Source organism: Serratia sp. BW106 (genome assembly GCF_002607755.1).
Taxonomy (GTDB): Bacteria; Pseudomonadota; Gammaproteobacteria; order Enterobacterales; family Enterobacteriaceae; genus Serratia; species Serratia proteamaculans.
In genome coordinates, this window is record NZ_MCGS01000011.1 from 248,587 (window position 1) to 266,496 (window position 17,910).

Here is a 17,910-nt window from a genome sequence, read left to right on the forward strand (position 1 = left end):
TGGGAGAAGGCTATGTTCGGTAATCTCGGCCAGGCGGGTAAATATCTCGGGCAGGCGGCGCGCATGTTGGTCGGCGTGCCTGACTACGATACCTACGTCCAGCATATGAAAGACAACCACCCGGACAAGCCGGTGATGACCTATAAAGAGTTTTTCCGCGAACGCCAGCAGGCCCGCTACGGTGGGGACGGCAAAGGCGGTATGCGCTGTTGTTAACAAGGACCCATAATGAAACCCATCGCAGTCACCATTCTGACCGGCTTTTTGGGTGCCGGTAAAACCACCCTGCTCCGCCATATTCTCAACGCCGAACACGGCTACAAGATTGCCGTGATTGAAAACGAGTTCGGCGAAGTGCCGATCGACAACGCATTGATTGGCGATCGCGCCAGCCGCATCACCACCCTGAGCAACGGCTGCATCTGCTGCAGCAAATCCAACGAGCTGGCAGACGCGCTGCTGGACTTGCTGGACGGCGTTGACCAGGGCCAACTGGAGTTCGACCGGCTGATCATTGAATGCACCGGCATGGCCGACCCCGGCCCGATCACCCAGACCTTTTTCTCACATGAGATCCTCTGCGAACGCTTCCTGCTGGACGGCATCATCACGCTGGTGGACGCCGTACACGCCGATCAACAACTCAACCAGTTCAGCATCGCGCAGGCGCAGGTGGGCTACGCCGACCGTATTCTGCTGACCAAAACCGACGTGGCGCCGGACTGTGAAGCGCTGACCCAGCGGCTGCAACAGATGAACGCCCGCGCCCCGGTTTATACAGTGACGCACGGCGATATCGATCTAAGCGTGCTGTTCGACATCGAAGGCTTTGTGCTGAACGACAAGCTGAACCTGACGCCGCCAACTCCCCTGTTTCGCCGCATTCCGCAGGCGCAAAACAACATTCAGTCGATTGTGGTGTACCACGACCAACCGCTGGAGCTGATGCAGGTTTCAGAAGTGATGGAAGGCCTGCTGCTGGAATACGCCGACAGCCTGCTGCGTTATAAAGGGATTTTGTCGATCCAGGACGAGCCGCGTCGCCTGCTGTTCCAGGGCGTGCAACGGCTGTATAACGCTGACTGGGACCGCGAGTGGTTACCCGACGAGGAACGCCGCAGTACTTTGGTGTTTATCGGGGTAGATTTGCCGGAAGACACCATTCGCCAGCGTTTTGCCGAGTTGGCGTAAGCCTGAACCTATCGGGCTGCACATTCAATTGCAGCCCACTCATTTAACCTGCCGATGCGGCCCCGCCGCTGCCAAATAAAATAATTTTAAAATCAATTATTGCAATATGGTCATATTCACCTGTAAAAATAAAAAAATAAATAATTAACGAGTTAACCATTAAAAAATAAAAAGACAATGCAAAAATTAATGAAATGTTAAAGTTATTAACCATTCATGTTGACAATAAACAACACAGAAGCTACTGTTATTCCGCCATCAAGGCACATAATAAAAATCTCATTCAACCAAGGTAAGAATAATGGACACCACACCATTTAATTAATAGCTAAGGAAATCCCCGTCATGATTTCACAATCAAAAATCGCCCACTATCAGGTTATTCTTGATGGTGAGGACACGGGTAGCTTTTGCGCCGAGAAGTCACTATTAGATAACTTTGAGAGCAAAGGTATCGATATTCCACATTTATGTCGCGCAGGAAAATGCGGCTGTTGCAAAATGTTGTTAGTCAAAGGTGAAGTGCGTCATGGAAAACAAAGCGCCCTCGCCGAAGATGAGCTTGAGGAAAATATTATATTAGCTTGCTGTGCCTATCCGCTGTCGGATATTGAAGTCGAACTCTATTAAAGAAGGATTCTTTCCGTGAGTATAATTGAAACAACCCTGAAAAAATGGGATCGCGCTGCTATTGTCCGCTCCCGTCCGCGTCGCATACTTAATGAGCAAGATTACCAATCCAGGCAATATTTCCCTACGGAACGTCTGCCGCTTTGCATGCACCCGCGCGTGTCGGCGTTGGGTGACGAAGCGCTGCGCTATATTCAGGTCCAAACGCTTTATCACTATCTGAATGGCATCGCCAACATTGAGCTGGAGATTATTAATGACTCAACCTACAAGTTGTACAAAAATACCGCAGGTGTCGATTTCCCCGCGAATATACGCCTGGAAGCATTAACCGTCGTTGTAGATGAGTCCTATCATGCTCTGGTCGCACTAGACCTTATCAATCAGGTCGAACAAATGACGGGCATAGCACCGCTGAGCATGCCGAAAGACACCGAAGCGTCCTTCGCGCTCGCGCTCGCGCTTGGCCAGACCCCGGATGAACACCGAGAATTATTCCGGCTGGTGTGCGTTTCCCTGTCAGAACAGGCGTTAACCACCGATCTCATCGATGTCATCGACAATGAAGATATTTTCCCCTCCTTCTATCAGATCATGAAAGACCATGTCGCGGACGAAGGCCGACACGCCCGCTTTTCTCAACAGATACTTGGGCATATATGGCGCCACAGCGATACGCATGCAAAAGAGGCGATGAAACGCCCCATCCTGACCTTTATTGAACACTATACGACGGATGCCATCGCTAAAGAATTTAGCGTCCGGATGTTAGATCATTTGAATATGGATGCAGAAACCATCGCCGCCGTCATTCACGACACTTATCCACCTGCCGACACCAAGCCATGGGAAACCAATAATATTGTTACGCAGCAGATGCTGCTGGCACTGGATAAAGCGGGCATACTCGAAGACCTGCCGATTTCGAAAATAGCGCAGGCATAAAACAGATAAACCGAATAAAAACTGGACATCAGCACCGGATGCTCACGTTACACTATTACTAGGAAGCCAATGTGGAACTATTAAACATAGTATTCTCAGGCAATATCCATTGCGGGGAAGCGCTCACCTCAGAAATACAAGAATATGGTCATCATATTTACCCGTTATCTTCATCATCTTTACCAGCCGGGAAAATCGACCTGATAATAACGACAAACAATCATCAGGATGAATTACAACGACTGCAGAAATTATCTGAAAACGTTCTGGTGATATCGTCAAATAAAGAAATAATCACCGATGTAGATAGTTTACAAAAACAAGAATACTTATCCCTGTACTTTATTCAAAAAGAAAAAACCGGCTACCTGTGCGGCAGTCTGATACCCGATACCCGACATAGCCAACGGAATAACGCAGAGCAGTTGAAAGACTTAATCTGCGACGTAGTGGTCTCTCTGTCACGCGGCATACTGCCTGACAATATCAGTTTGCCTCCTTGCATCGGCCAGAAATGTTATTCCGCTCCGCCAGAACGCCTGCGCGCTTTGATCGTCACGCTTTTACAACGCTTGGGTGACCAAACCCAGGGGCGTTGCGCGACCGATCTCTGTTTCGTCACCTGGCGAAAAGAAGCTGACTTTCATACCCTTGCCGAAGACCAGGTCACGCCGGAGAATCAAAACCTGCGGCATTTCTTCTTCAATGAAACCGGCATTCTCAAACAAAACCGATACGCGCAAGCCAATGCGATGATTACCCTCGCCCCCGCCGGCGATGGTGATGGCGTGTTGGTCACGGTAACTGGGGACGATGCCCGTTTCCAACGCTTCACCGACTATCTGGACGCGCTACTCATCTCTCAGGACGATCCCGCTACCGCACCACTGGTCATTTCTCCTGATGAAATACGCCAGTTGGCGTCCTTCAATGATACCGCGGACGCGGCCCTGCTTTCCCAAGATATTGTCACCCTGTTTCGCCGTACGGCGGCGGAAAATTCGGCGCTTATCGCCTTGCATGCCGACGACAGAGAATACAGCTACGCTGAGCTCGATGACGCCTCTGACAGAATGGCTTGTTGGCTGCTCGAACACTGCGGCGACGTAGACGGCCACGACATTATTGCCGTATCCATGCAGAAAACCGCCCTGCTGCCGATCGTAATGCTGGGCATCCTGAAAAGTAATAAGACCTATGTTCTGCTCGACCCGCAGGCCCCGGCAACCCGCAATCAGAATATCCTTAATGATGTGCGACCCACGCTGATCCTGGCCGATACTCTTCTGCAGGCGGGGAATGCGCCGTGCATTGATCCGGCAACCATTAACTACCCGGCAATGACCCTGCCGGCGTCACATCTTCCCCTGCCGTCTGATGGCCTGGCTTACCTCTGTTACACCTCGGGCACCACCGGCAAAGCTAAAGGCGTCATGATCACTCGTGAGGGGCTTGCCAACGTCGCGCAAAACCATCGCGACTTCATGCGGTTGGAAACCGGCAGTAAAGTCCTGTCGATTGCCTCTCTGGGTTTTGATGCTTTTGGCTGGGATGTTTACGGTGCCTTGATCAGCGGATCAACGCTCTACCTCGCGCCTACGACATTGCATACCGAAATCGATGCCTTATTCCGTTACCTCGCGCGGCACGAGGTGAACCATATCACCATTACCCCGGCCATCCTTGAATTGCTGCCACGTGAAGCCTGGAGCGGTTTAAGATCGATGATTGTGATGGGCGATGCACCGCCGGCGGATGTGGTGGCCTGGTGGGCTGAGCAGACTCGTCTGTTCAACGGCTATGGCCCGACAGAGGCCACCATCGCCACCTCCCTGTGCGAATATCAATCCGGCGTGGCCTGGAACTGCATTGGCAAACCGCTGAAGAATTACCGCTGCCATATCCTGGATGCGCACAATAATCTGCAGCCCCTCGGCTTCGAGGGTGAATTGTGCATCGCCGGGCACGGCCTTGCCCGCGGTTATTTGAATCAGCCCGAATTGACCGGCGAAAAATTCATCACGTTCGCCCTACCCGGCAGTCCGGGTAAAGAACGCATTTATAAAACGGGCGATATCGCCAAATGGGATAAACAGGGAAATATTATTTTTATTGGCCGCAAAGACCATCAGGTCAAGATCCGCGGCGTGCGTATCGAAATTGGCGAAGTGGAAACGGCCATTCGCACCCATCCGCAGGTAGAAAGCGTGTGCGTGGTAGCCAAACCGCAGGCCGCCGGCAAAGCGCTGGTGGCGTTTGTGCAAGCCTCGTCGCCGGCCCTGACCGCCGATGGCTTACGGCATTCGCTGGCCCCTCTGCTGCATGCAGCCGCCATTCCGACCGCTTTCGTTTTCTTGCCTGCATTGCCGTTGACCACCAATGGCAAAGTTGCGCGCCAGCAGTTGGAAAACTGGGTTATAGAAGACGGTGACGGCGATATGGCGTTGCCGGAAACCGAAACGGAAGTGATCCTGGAGCGCATCGTGACCGAGGCCATCGGTTGTACCCGCGCCGACGTCACGCAGGACTTTATCTGCCTGGGGGCACACTCGCTTACCATGAGTAAAATCGTTTCGCTGGTCGCCCGGGATTTGTGCTGTCGTCTGAATATCGCCGACCTTTTCCAAAACAATACGATACGTAATCTGGCGGAATATATTGAGAATAAGGCGGTCTCCGCCGACAGGACCGTCCCCATCGGCGAGCAACGCCGTGCGGCGCTCAGCCCCCAGCAAAATTTACTGTGGTACCTGAGCGCGCTGAATCCTGATGATTGCAGTTATAACCTACCCATTGCGGTGGAGATCCGCGGGCCGCTAAATCTTTCGCTGTTCGAGCAGGCCATCAATTTCATTTATGAAAAACATGAAAGCCTGCGTACTCAATTCGGCGAGGATCAGGGCATCGCCTATCAGCATGCGCTGCCGCATATTCCCATTAACCTTGCCGGGCATACCCTCACCGGGCAGCATCCTCCTCTGGAAGACAGGGTGAAACAGCTTTGCGCCGTCCCCTTCGATATTACCCGCCGCCCGCCGGTCACCCTGCGTTTGGTGCAGTACCATGACCAGCACCACGTGTTAGTATGGGTGAAACACAACATTCTGACCGATGCCTGGAGTGAGGACCTCATCCTCAACGATCTTTGGCGGCAATATAATCATCTGTGCGGCGGGGGCCCCTACGCACTGCCGGTACCAGAGGTTCAAACAATTGATATCGTCAATGATGCCGGGGAACCCCGCCTCGAGAGCGATATCGCCTACTGGCAGCAAAAACTGCACGCGTGCAGAGAATTGGATTTCCCCTTAGACATGCCTCGCCCCCTGGCACCGACGCATGCCGGTGAACGCATAGGCCGCCGGTTGGATCCCGCCATCGCGGGGCTGCTGGAACAGCGCGCCAGGGTATTAGGTGCGACTCCCTTCGTTTTGCTTACCGCAGCGCTGACCTATCTGCTGAGTAAATACACTAACCAAGACGATATTGTCATTGGCAGCGCCATCGCCGCACGCGACAATCTTTACCTCGAGCAGGTGAGCGGATTCCACGTCAATACCGTACCGCTGCGCACGGTGCTGAGCGCGGATGACACCCTGGCAACCCTGATCGGTAAAATGACGGAAACCTGTACGGGCGCCTATCGGCACCAACAGCTGTCCTTCGACCGCATTCTCCACCAGATTGATTACGAGCGCGTATCGAACAAAAACCCGCTGTTCCAAATCATGGCCATTCTGCAAAACGCCGGAGACGTGTGCCAGGCAGGCCTCCATGACTGCTCATTGCAAAAATTGCCGGTGTCTTCGGGTTTCTCGATGTTCGACATGACCTGGAACTTCAGCCTGGCCGCAGACGGCATCAGCATTGAGCTTGATTACGCCAGCGAATTGTTCCACGCCGCCAGATTGCAGATGATGCTGAACAATTATGAACAGGTACTGCATCAGCTGCTGACGCAATCCCCCTCGATGGCGCTTGCCGCTATAAACCCGCTCAGCGAGGCGGAGCAAACCCGGCTTTTACAGCTGGCGAGCAATACGACGCAGAGCTCGCGCGGGACGCTGATTGAGCAAATTCATGACCTGGCACGCAGGCAGCCGGATTTACCCGCGGTGAGCTGCGAAAAAGAGAGTTACAGCTACGAGCAACTGTGGCGCCTCTCAGAGCATATCGCCCATTACCTGAGCGAATTGGACAACAACGCGTTTTCTGTCGGTATTATGATGGAAAAGAGCTGCAGGGTGGCGGCACTGATCTTCGGCGCACTCAAGGCCGGCAAATACTATATTCCCATTGATGTCCATTACCCGGCGGATCGCGTGCGGTACATGATTGACGATGCGCGAACGAAAATCCTGGTCACCGACGAAGCAAACGCCACGGTGCCAGCGGATTGCCCGCACGTGACTTTCGAGTCAATACTGTCTGCCAGCCCCGCCGTTGAGCAAACGCGTTCGAACGGAGAAGAGGATCCGCTGGCTTACATCATGTACACCTCCGGCTCTACCGGCAACCCGAAAGGTGTGATGATTAGTCACAGTAATCTGACCAATTTCACCAATGACTTTGCCGACCGATTGGCCCTGGGGCCTGCTGACAAGATGTTGAGCCTGACGAGCATCAGTTTCGATATTTTCGGCCTGGAACTGTTTTGCTCTCTGGCCTCGGGCGCCCATGTCGTGCTGTGCCCGCGGGAAACCGCCATGGATCCCGTCAGGCTTTATCATTTTATCGAGCAGCAACAACCCAGCGTCATTCAGGCCACCCCGACCGTCTGGGGCACCATCGTCAGCCATTTACCGGCGGCGGGCAACCGGCCGCTGACGGTGCTGTGCGGTGGCGAGAAAATGCCCGTCGCGCTGCTTTCACAACTGCGGCGCATCGCCACTCAGGTGCTGCAGGTCTATGGGCCGACGGAAACCACCATCTGGTCAACCTGTGCCGATCTGACCTTTGAGGGCGACAGCACCTGCATCGGCACGCCGATAAACATGACCGAGGCTTTCATCATGGACTCGGCCGGCGGCCTGGTGCCCGGCGGTGCTTTCGGCGAGCTTTGCCTGGGCGGCGCCAGCGTATCTCCGGGCTACTGGAACAACGGTGCGCTGAGCGCCCAGGCGTTCATCAAACGCCAGGTCCTTGGCGCCGTCCGTTACCTGTATAAAACCGGCGACATCGCGCGCTTCAACAGCCGTGGGCAATTGGAATATCTGGGCCGTAACGATCACCAGGTAAAAATTCGCGGCCATCGCATTGAGCTCAGCGAGATCGACCTCAATTTATCCGCCATGGATAGCATCGCGCATGCCTTGAGCCTGATCGTCGGAGAAGGGAATAACGCCAGGATCGTCAGTTACCTGCAAATGGTGCCCGGCGCGGAGTTAAACGAGAAATCTGTGCGCGCGGCGTTGAAGAGCAGGCTGCCCAACATCATGATACCCTCCAGCTTTATGGTGCTGTCCGCTTTCCCGCTGACCAACAACAACAAGATCGACGTTCGCAGGCTACCTACCCCGACGATAACCTACTCGTCCTCCGAAACGGATTACGTGCCGCCGGCCAGCGAGGCGGAACGCGCCATGCAGGAAATCTGGCAAACCGTGTTGATGCAGGAACACATCAGCGTGACGGACAGTTTTTTCAGCTTGGGCGGCAACTCGCTGCAGATCCCACGGCTATTGCACGCCATTCGCCAGGCGATGCACATTTCCCTCACTATCCGCGAATTCATCCTGCACAGCCAAATTCGCGAGCTGACCGCGCTGGCGCTCACCAAAACCAGGGAGGAAGCAGATGGAGTGCATTGAGGTAACCTACCGCGGCCGGCGGTACCGGGTGCATCACCATGAGCGGATCCCGCTGTCCGCCATGCTGAAGTTCGGCGACAACCCAACCAATATCTACGGCGTTACGCCGGCGAGCGCGGCCCCCTTGCGCTACGGCGATTCGCTGGCCAGCGTAGAGCATGGGGGGGCGTGCAATGCCTCCCGCATCTCATTGGTGCCGCATTGTCACGGCACCCACACTGAGTGCGTCGGGCACATCATGCCTGGCGAACATAACGTGGCAGAGTTGGTTTTCGAGCCATTCATTGCCGCTACGCTGATTCGAGTGCCGCTGCAAAGGGCGGGCGAGATGTCGGAAACTTATAATGCGAGCGCCCGGGGAACGGACCTGGTCATTACCCGCACGGCGATCGACGATGCCTTGTCGCAGGTGGCGCCGCATTATCTTCAGGCGTTGGTGATCGCCGCCAAAGCGCCGAGCTGGCGACTGGCGGATGAAATACCGCCTTATTTCAGCCACCAGGCGATGGCGCGCATCGTCGAGCTTGGCGTACATCACCTGGTGGTTGATGTGCCTTCGATTGACCGATTGCACGATGGCGGCAGGATGGACAACCACCGCTGCTTTTGGGGAATGGGCCTGTCGACGGCGGAGGCGCGAGCAAGATTGCGCTGCTCCGTAACGGAAATGGCACAGGTTTCGCCGGCAACCCCGGCCGGCAGCTATTTCCTGTCATTGCATTTGCCGGATTGTTCGGGCGACGCCCTCCCCAGCAAACCCATTTTGTTTCCGTTCTCCCGAGGGAATGACGCAGCATGAATTACTCAGGTTATTTGCAGTTAAATCAGCTACTCGCTTTGCAACAACCGGCCTCGCCACCGAGCGAACACCGCAACGAGAACCTCTTCATCATTACGCATCAGACGTATGAACTGTGGTTCAAACAGCTGATCGATGAACTCCACTGCCTTATCGATCTGATAGAAAACGGAGACATAGCCGCCGCCAACAACGGGCTGATCCGCATCAACGCCATCACGAAAACCGTGGTGAACCAGATTGAGGTGATTTTCACGCTGAAATTCCATGAGTTCCAAAAATTTCGCGGTTACCTTGGTTCCGCCAGCGGATTTCAGTCCTACCAATTTGCGGGCATTGAGGCGCTGTTGGGTAAAGCGAACGGTAAAAAGTTGCAGCAGTACGGTGAAGATCCGGCCATTCAGAAAATGCTTGGCGCGATCATTCGCCCCATATCGCTCTGGCAAACGGTTCAGCGCCACCTGCTACTGCTCAACGATCGCCAGGGACAGCAGACCGAGTCCTTCAAAGACATCATAAAAACCGTGCTGGAGGAAGCTTCCAGCGAGTCGCTGTTGCTGAATCAGCTGCTGGATCTGGACTCGCTGCTGCAGGAATGGCGCTATCGGCACGTCAAGTTGGTAGAAAGAACCATCGGCCAACGTAAAGGCACCGGCGGCTCCGCCGGTTCCGATTACCTGAAATCCACGCTGTTTACGCCGATCTTTGACGAACTGTGGGAGGCGATCCACTGATCGCCTTAGCCGAGAACCAGGGGATCGCGCGATCCCCTTCCCCTTCATCCTGAACGGCGATTAACCTGCCATGCACACCATACCATTCCGGGGAGCCGAGCGATGCCTGAAAGCGCTGACTCCCACACGCCAGGGTAAATTGCGGCTGATTTGCTTTCCTCATGCCGGCGGCAGCGCCGGCACCTTCCGCGCCTGGAGCGGTTTGCTGCACCCGGACATCGAGCTGTTCGCCATGCAATATCCCGGGCGTGAAGAGCGGGCGAACGAAGCACCGGCGTGCCAGCACCGCAGGCTGGTGGCCGAACTGCAGCAGGCGTTGGCCCCCCTGCAGGACAAACCCTGCGTCTTTTTCGGCCACAGCCTTGGCGGCCGGTTGGCCTTGGCGACCGCACTCTCAGCCCGGCTGCCGCCCATAGGGTTGATCGTGTCCGCCTGCTCCACGCCCTACGCGGCAAAGCACGGTCGTTTGCTGCGCCTGACGCGCAGCGCGCTGATTGAAACACTTCACGAGTCCGGGCAAACAGGTGAGATCACCGACGAAAGCGCCGACCTGCTTGACGCCTATTTGCCGCTGATCCGCGCCGATCTCCTACTTGCCAGCCAGCTTATTTTTCCAAGGGAAACACATTTGCCGATCCCGCTGGCGGTTTTTTATGGCGAGGACGATCTTTGGGTCGACAGGCAGGATCTGGCAGATTGGCGGTTGCTGGCCGGGGGCGAAGTGCATGAACAACGCTTCCCCGGCAGGCACCTCTTTTTGAACGAACAGCGCAATGCGGTGATAGGGGCACTTCATACCTTGCTGGCGGGCCCGCTGAGCGCCCCGCCAACTCCGCGCTGAGGGTTAAGCCTGCTCGCTATGGCGTTTACCCAATGTGGCGGTGCGTTCGCCGCGCACCACGGTCCACGCCAGCAGCAGCGCGCAGGCGCTGCTCGCCATCAGCACGATGCCCGGCCGCTGCGCCAACCCGGCCAGCACCAGCCCCGCCGCCAGCATCAGGTAATACATCAGGCCAAGGATTGCGCCCGCAGTGCCCATGCAATCCTTATAATTCTGCAGCGCCCGCGCCAGAATATTGGGGATCGCGATGCCGTAGGCCATAACCACCAGCATCATCGGCAGCACGAACCACAGCTTATCCTCCAACAGGAACACCAGGCCGCCGCCGATCAGCGCCAATACGCAGGCCAGCATCAGCAGCGGCGTAAACAACCACTGTTTGGCGATGAGAAACTTGTTGATTGCCGCGCCGATCCCGACGCCGGCGGCCAGCACAAACCCGGTATAACCAAACCATTGCGGCGGAATGCCCAGCGCTTCAAACCGAAACGGCGCCAGCTGGTAATAGCTGAACATGCAGACGTTGAACAGGGCCACCAGCCATGCGCTGCGCCAGATATCGCCGTCTTTCGCCATGCGGCTAAACGTGCCGAAGAAAGAACTTTTCACCACCTGCGCCGGGCGCGTTTCCGGCAACTGCCATGCGGCATAGGCCAGCAGCAAGGCGGCCAACGTGGCCAGCCCGGCAAACACCCCCTGATAGCCCCAGTAATGGGTCAACAGGGCGCCGCTCAGCACCCCCACCGCAGGGCTGACCGCCATCGCAATCCCCATCACGGAAAACACCCGCGCCAGCTCATAGCCGTCGAACCGGTCGCGAATGGCGGTCTGAGTGCCTACGGAGCCCACCGCCGCACCAAACGCCGCCAGCACCCTGGCCGCCAACAGCAGGGTAAAGCTGGTGCTGAAGATGGCGATGATCGACGCCAGCAGATACAGTGCCAAACCGGCCAAAATGGTGGGACGCCGGCCGATCACGTCACACAAACGGCCCCAAACGACGACCCCGAATGCAAAAGCGAAAAAGTAACAGGACAGGGTTTGCGCCGCGACCTCCGCGCTGACGTGAAAACCGTCGGCAATGTGCGTTAGCGCCGGGCTATAGATCGTTTCCACAATCTGGGGAAACATCATCATCAGTGTCGCCAGGGTGAGGGTCAGTCTGCGTTGCATAGTACATCCCGTATCCAAAAAGAAAGTAGGCCACAAAGTAGCACCTTCCCCGCCCCGACCATTACAATATAAAAGACAAAAAACTTATAAAATCGGACACACTTATGGCATGGCTCAGCGCACAGGACGAATTTGATCCCGATGCGATCAACAATAGCGTGTTAGGCATTGCGGCCGAGCTGGCGCAGCATGATTCCGGGCCGCACTGGCACCACATGGGGCAGTTGCTATTCAGCCAGCAGGGCTGTATGCGCATCACGCTCAATGAAAGCATTTGCCTCCTGCCGCCGGCACGCATTGCCTGGATCCCGCCAAAGGTGGTGCACCGCGTTCAGGTTACCGGCGTGGCGGGCTATCGCTCGGTTTATCTCGACAACCAGCGCTATCCCGACCTTTCGCCCCATTTGGAAGTGCTGTCGGCCTCTTCTTTGCTGCGGGAAGTGCTGGAGCGGATCGCCCTCGCCGACTTTGCCACCCAGTGGGAAAGCGGCCCCAGCGCCAATATTCTTGCCGTATGCCTGGACGAAATACGGCATGCGCAGCGCGAGCTGACCTTATTGCCGCTGCCCAAGGACCGCCGCTTACGGCAACTGGCCGGCATGGAGGAGGTGCCGCCACTCAATGAGCTGGCGCGCTACAGCGGCGCTTCGGAGAAAACCATCAGCCGCATCTTTCGCAAGGAAACCGGGTTGAGCTACCAGCAGTGGCGCCAGCAATGGCGTTTGATCAAAGCCATCGAGCTGCTGGCGGAGGGATACGGCCTGTCAGATATCGCTGGCAAGCTTGAATTCTCCAGCGACAGCGCCTTCTCAACCTTCTTTAAAAATATGACCGGCAGCTCGCCGCGCGCCTATATGCTGATCCGCCGTTAACGGCACGCCTTTTCTGCCACTCAAATACGGCCCCACCGCGACTGAATCCCGCAGCATCAGGCTGGCCGGGAAAGTTGGGCGCTTGCTCAACTCACCGCCGTCCAGCATCGATACTAGCCGATGGATGGTTTCCTTAATCATTTCGGTCACCGGCATTTTCATGCTGGACAGCGAGGGAATGGTATAAGGCGCCAAGGGAATATCATCGAACCCGATCACCGACACGGCGGACGGCACCGGGATTTGGCATTCCGCCAGCCGCTTGATGGCGCCGATGGCCATTTCGTCGTTGCTGGCAACAATCGCGCTAAAGGCGTGGCCGCCGGCCAGCAGCTTATCGACCGCCGCCATGCCGCTTTGTGCGTTCCATTTCCCTTCGACAATCAGCGCATCATTAACACCAATATCATGTTCCGCCAGCGCGGACTTGTAGCCGGAGAGCCGCTCCAGCCCGGTAGGGGAGTCCAGCGAACCGGTGATAAAAGCGATATCGCGATGCCCGCGTTCGATCAACTGCTGCACCGCCGTCGCGCTGGCGGCGTGCTGATCGCTGAAGATGCAGTAGCTGTCGTTCAGCCTGAGCCGACGGTTGATAACCAGGATCGGCTGCTTGTGCTGAGAAATGATCTCGTCCATTTCGCTAATCGACAAAAAACGCGGGTAGATGATCACGCCGTCGCAGCGCATATCCAGCAGGTATTCAATGGCGGCCTTTTCTTCTGCGGCGGTGTGCTTGCCGTCCGCCAAAATCAGCTGGCGGCCGTGCTCTTCCATAATGCGGGCCGACTGGAACATCAGCTCGCTGAAGTAGTTACCGCTGTACAGCGTGTTGGTCACCACCAGCCCGATGGTCTGGGTGGTTTTGGTCGCCAGATTGCGCGCCAGCAGATTGGGGCGGTAACCCGTTTCGGCGATGGCTTTCTCCACCAGCTCACGTTTTTCCGGGCTGACATAGCCGCTGCCGGACAACACGCGGGACACCGTCGCTTTCGACACGCCCGCCCTTTTAGCCACCTCAAGTATTGTTGCCATCTCTGCGCCGTCAAAATCGATTGGGTCAGCGCAGTCTACCCAAGACGCCCCCGGTTTGAAATGTTTTCACGCCCGCTTCTGCCGCCGCTCCTGAGCTAAAAGTGACCACTATCACGAAACGAAAAACCAAAAAATCATAATTCTTGCCACCAACAAGATATCACATCATGATTTTGTGAAACCGGTTTCTTGTGGGCGTTTCATTCAGATGGAACGGCGGATCGCCCAGGCAGTAAAAGTTCGCCTTTGGGCAATCCGAATTCCTATCTAGAGAGACGATAATTCCATGCCGAAGAATTACGCAGAGATCTCCCCCGCTATCGTGAAGGCGTTGGGTGGCCTCAACAATATCGAAGCCGTTACCCACTGCATGACCCGCCTGCGGTTCGTGGTGAAAGACAAGGCGCTGATCGACACCCCGACGCTGAAGGCCATTGATGGCGTCTTGGGCGTGGTGCACAGCGGCGAGCAATGCCAGGTGATCATCGGCAATGAAGTGTCGAAAGCCTATCAGGCAGTGCTGGCGCTCGGCATGCCGGGGGCGACACCCACCGCCGCCCCGGCAAAACGCAAAATCACCCTGAAAGGCATCGGTGCCGGTATTCTCGACGCCCTGATCGGCACCATGTCACCGTTGATCCCGGCCATCATCGGCGGTTCGATGGTGAAGCTGCTGGCGATGATCCTGGATATGGCCGGCGTGTTCGACAAAGGCTCGTCGACGCTGGTGATATTGAACGTGATTGGCGACGGTGCGTTCTTCTTCCTGCCGGTGATGGTGGCTGCCTCTGCGGCGCTGAAATTCAAAACCAACATGTCGCTGGCGATCGCCATTGCCGGGGTGCTGCTGCACCCTAACTTTATCGACCTGATGGCCAAAGCGGCGCAGGGCCAGGCGGTGGAGTTCGCCTACATCCCGGTGACGGCGGTGAAATACACCTATACGGTGATCCCCGCGCTGGTGATGACCTGGATATTGTCGTACATCGAACGCTGGGTCGATCGCATCACCCCGGCGGTGACCAAGAACTTCCTTAAGCCGATGCTGATTGTGCTGATTGCCGCACCGATCGCGATTGTGTTTATCGGGCCGCTCGGCATCTGGATCGGCAGCGGGATTTCGGCGCTGGTGTACACCGTGCATGGCTATCTGGGCTGGCTTTCCGTCGCCATTATGGGGGCCATTTGGCCGCTGCTGGTGATGACCGGCATGCACCGCGTATTCACCCCAACCATCATTCAGACCATCGCCGAGACCGGCAAAGAGGGCATGGTGATGCCTTCCGAGATTGGCGCCAACCTGTCGCTCGGCGGCTCTTCGCTAGCCGTGGCGTTCAAAACCAAGAACCGCGAACTGCGCCAGACCGCACTGGCCGCCGCCGCCTCCGCCATTGTGGCGGGCATTTCCGAACCGGCGCTGTATGGCGTTGCGGTGCGGCTCAAACGCCCGTTGATCGCCAGTTTGATCAGCGGCTTTATCTGCGGTGCCGTCGCCGGTATCGGCGGATTGGCCAGCCATTCGATGGCTTCGCCCGGCCTGTTCACCAGCGTGCAGTTCTTCGACCCGGCCAACCCGATGAGCATTGTCTGGGTCGGCGGCGTGATGGTGCTGGCCGTGGTGCTGTCGTTCGTGCTCACGCTGCTTTTGGGCTTCGAAGACATCCCGGAAAACGAAGAACCCCAAACCGCGCCCCCGGCCCCGGTGACGAATACCGTTAACGCCGCGAATACCCAATAGAACACTATTTAAGTTACAGAGGATTTCATGTCTGATTCGACATTCCCGCAAGGGTTTTTATGGGGCGGCGCCCTGGCCGCCAACCAGTCTGAAGGTGGCTATCTGGAGGGCGGTAAAGGGCTGACCACGGTCGACATGATCCCGCATGGTCCCAACCGCATGCCGGTGAAGCTGGGCCTGGAAAAGCGCTTCACCCTGCGCGAAGACGAGTTTTACCCAAGCCACGACGCGATTGATTTTTACCATCGCTACCGCGACGACATTGCGCTGATGGCGGAGATGGGCTTTAGCGTATTCCGCACCTCCATCGCCTGGAGCCGGATTTACCCGAACGGCGACGAGCTGACCCCGAACCCGGAAGGCATCGCCTTCTACCGCAGCCTGTTTGAAGAGTGCCGCAAATACGGCATCGAGCCACTGGTGACCCTGTGCCATTTCGACGTGCCGATGCACCTGGTGACCGAATACGGCTCCTGGCGCAGCCGTAAAATGGTGGAATTTTTCACCCGCTATGCCCGCACCTGTTTCGAAGCCTTTGATGGCCTGGTGAAGTACTGGCTGACCTTCAACGAAATCAACATTGTGCTGCACAGCCCGTTTTCCGGTGCCGGGTTGGTGTTCGAAGCAGGCGAGAACCCCGAGCAGGTAAAATACCAGGCGGTGCACCACGAACTGGTAGCCAGCGCCCTGGCGACGCGTATTGCGCATGAAGTGAACCCCGCCAACCAGGTAGGCTGCATGCTGGCCGGCGGCAATTTCTACCCCTGGTCCAGCAAGCCGGAAGACGTGTGGGCCGCGCTGGAAAAAGACCGCGAGAACCTGTTCTTTATCGATGTACAGGCACGTGGCAGTTACCCTTCTTACTCTGCCAGGGTATTCCGCGAGAAAGGCGTGAACATCGTGATGGAGGAAGACGACAGCGAGATCCTGAAGAACACCGTCGATTTTGTTTCCTTCAGCTATTACGCCTCGCGCTGCGCTTCTGCCGATATGAACGACAACAACAGCAGCGCCGCCAACGTGGTGAAATCCCTGACCAACCCGCATATTCCGCGCAGCGACTGGGGCTGGGGTATCGACCCGCTGGGTTTACGCATCACCATGAACATGATGTATGACCGCTACCAAAAGCCGCTGTTCCTGGTGGAAAACGGCCTGGGCGCACACGACGAGTTCAACGCCGACGGCGAGATAGTGGACGATTACCGCATCAGCTACCTGCGCGAACACATCCGCGCCATGGCCGACGCCATCGCCGACGGCGTGCCGGTGATGGGCTACACCACCTGGGGCTGCATTGACCTGGTGGCGGCTTCGACCGGGGAAATGAGCAAGCGCTATGGTTTGGTTTATGTTGACCGCGACGACAACGGCAACGGCACCCTTGCCCGTACCCGCAAGAAGTCTTTCTGGTGGTACAAAACCGTTATTGCTAGCAATGGGGCGGATTTGGGGTAGGTTAAAGACCGCTGAAGGCGATTGTTGCGAGCCGCATTCCAAACTGAGCAGTAAGCCCCTGTAATTCCGCACAGGTTGTTTTTTAGCCTTTCCGCCAGCGCTATAGTCTGTTGGCTGCGGCACAATCTGCAGCCGGAGTTAGCGTTCCGAATCCCCAACCCTGTCCGAATATGGTATAAATTCGGGTATGCCGATGCGCACCCAACAATGGTGGCTCGGGTGGTGCTTCCTCCGGGAGGGCCGGGATCCGTTGGGGCCGGTACGCTAACGCCGCTCGAGCTACCACCCCGAGTTTAGCGTCTCTTCTGGTAGCGGTATTTCTCCCCCAATGGAAATGACCGATATGGAAAACATTAGCCAAAACATAGCGTCAGAAACAGCTACAAGCACCCTTGCTCTCTATCGAGAACTGTTCAATCAAATTGATTTGCATGACTTAACACCATCACAGCTTCTCGATCTGGCGGCATTGTCGGCAGAACAAACGGAAGGTTTGTGCAACGGGTTGATGCTATTCAATGAGCTTTTGCAGACAAGTTCCCAGCCTAATGCCGTCGACTGGGGGCAGCTAAATAGTTATCTGAATGCAACCGCGCATCTGCTTCCTGCACTATGCAACCTGCATGGCCGGGCATTGAGAGAAATGGAATATCACGAAGTCATGAAATGACACACTCGGCCTATTTT

The 17,910-nt window shown here is 56.2% G+C and carries 14 protein-coding genes; 12 read left to right on the forward strand and 2 right to left on the reverse strand.

Annotated features, from left to right (window positions below; all coding sequences use genetic code 11):
* Positions 1 to 12 precede the first annotated feature (12 nt).
* The 8 genes from BEI65_RS10205 (at position 13) to BEI65_RS10240 (ending at position 10,950) form a co-directional block, all read left to right on the forward strand.
* On the forward strand, positions 13 to 216 hold the full coding sequence (locus BEI65_RS10205) for a YbdD/YjiX family protein (protein ID WP_004953088.1): 204 nt from the start codon (positions 13 to 15) through the stop codon (positions 214 to 216).
* Between the two features lie 12 nt (positions 217 to 228).
* Positions 229 to 1,191 carry a GTPase gene (yjiA, locus tag BEI65_RS10210; protein WP_099063221.1) on the forward strand — a complete coding sequence of 321 codons (963 nt, stop codon included), beginning with the start codon at positions 229 to 231 and terminating at the stop codon, positions 1,189 to 1,191.
* Positions 1,192 to 1,536: 345 nt separating this feature from the next.
* Complete coding sequence (locus BEI65_RS10215; RefSeq protein ID WP_099063222.1) at positions 1,537 to 1,821, forward strand: 2Fe-2S iron-sulfur cluster binding domain-containing protein; 285 nt, start codon at positions 1,537 to 1,539, stop codon at positions 1,819 to 1,821.
* Positions 1,822 to 1,836: 15 nt separating this feature from the next.
* On the forward strand, positions 1,837 to 2,766 hold the full coding sequence (locus BEI65_RS10220; RefSeq protein ID WP_157765440.1) for a diiron oxygenase: 930 nt from the start codon (positions 1,837 to 1,839) through the stop codon (positions 2,764 to 2,766).
* Between the two features lie 425 nt (positions 2,767 to 3,191).
* A complete protein-coding gene (locus BEI65_RS10225; protein WP_157765441.1) occupies positions 3,192 to 8,576 on the forward strand; it encodes a non-ribosomal peptide synthetase in 5,385 nt (1,794 codons plus the stop codon).
* A gap of 28 nt (positions 8,577 to 8,604) precedes the next feature.
* Positions 8,605 to 9,375, forward strand: coding sequence for a cyclase family protein (locus BEI65_RS10230; protein WP_157765442.1), 771 nt, complete (start codon positions 8,605 to 8,607; stop codon positions 9,373 to 9,375).
* Positions 9,372 to 10,109, forward strand: coding sequence for a tryptophan 2,3-dioxygenase family protein (locus BEI65_RS10235; protein ID WP_099063226.1), 738 nt, complete (start codon positions 9,372 to 9,374; stop codon positions 10,107 to 10,109). Before BEI65_RS10230 ends, BEI65_RS10235 begins: the two co-directional genes overlap by 4 nt.
* 70 nt (positions 10,110 to 10,179) lie before the next feature.
* Positions 10,180 to 10,950, forward strand: coding sequence for a thioesterase II family protein (locus tag BEI65_RS10240; protein ID WP_099063227.1), 771 nt, complete (start codon positions 10,180 to 10,182; stop codon positions 10,948 to 10,950).
* A 3-nt stretch (positions 10,951 to 10,953) separates the two neighbouring features.
* Here the strand turns inward: BEI65_RS10240 and BEI65_RS10245 are convergent, their stop codons facing one another.
* Positions 10,954 to 12,123: an MFS transporter gene (locus BEI65_RS10245; protein WP_099063228.1), complete on the reverse strand. Its 1,170-nt coding sequence runs from the start codon at positions 12,121 to 12,123 to the stop codon at positions 10,954 to 10,956.
* Between the two features lie 104 nt (positions 12,124 to 12,227).
* On the opposite strand from BEI65_RS10245, the gene BEI65_RS10250 reads away from it, so the two are divergent.
* Positions 12,228 to 12,995 carry a helix-turn-helix domain-containing protein gene (locus BEI65_RS10250; protein ID WP_099063229.1) on the forward strand — a complete coding sequence of 256 codons (768 nt, stop codon included), beginning with the start codon at positions 12,228 to 12,230 and terminating at the stop codon, positions 12,993 to 12,995.
* Here the strand turns inward: BEI65_RS10250 and BEI65_RS10255 are convergent.
* Entirely contained in the window at positions 12,933 to 14,027 is a 1,095-nt protein-coding gene (locus tag BEI65_RS10255) for a LacI family DNA-binding transcriptional regulator (RefSeq protein ID WP_304528413.1), read from the reverse strand. The genes BEI65_RS10250 and BEI65_RS10255 overlap by 63 nt on opposite strands.
* Before the next feature lie 286 nt (positions 14,028 to 14,313).
* Between BEI65_RS10255 and ascF the strand changes: the two genes are divergently transcribed.
* The 3 genes from ascF (at position 14,314) to BEI65_RS10270 (ending at position 17,893) form a co-directional block, all read left to right on the forward strand.
* A complete protein-coding gene (gene ascF / locus BEI65_RS10260) occupies positions 14,314 to 15,765 on the forward strand; it encodes a PTS cellobiose/arbutin/salicin transporter subunit IIBC (RefSeq protein WP_099063230.1) in 1,452 nt (483 codons plus the stop codon).
* Positions 15,766 to 15,792: 27 nt separating this feature from the next.
* Positions 15,793 to 17,223, forward strand: coding sequence for a 6-phospho-beta-glucosidase (locus BEI65_RS10265; RefSeq protein WP_099063231.1), 1,431 nt, complete (start codon positions 15,793 to 15,795; stop codon positions 17,221 to 17,223).
* Positions 17,224 to 17,566: 343 nt separating this feature from the next.
* The gene (locus tag BEI65_RS10270; protein WP_041418453.1) at positions 17,567 to 17,893 is read left to right on the forward strand and encodes a hypothetical protein; all 327 of its coding nucleotides are present in this window, start codon (positions 17,567 to 17,569) and stop codon (positions 17,891 to 17,893) included.
* Positions 17,894 to 17,910 lie beyond the last annotated feature (17 nt).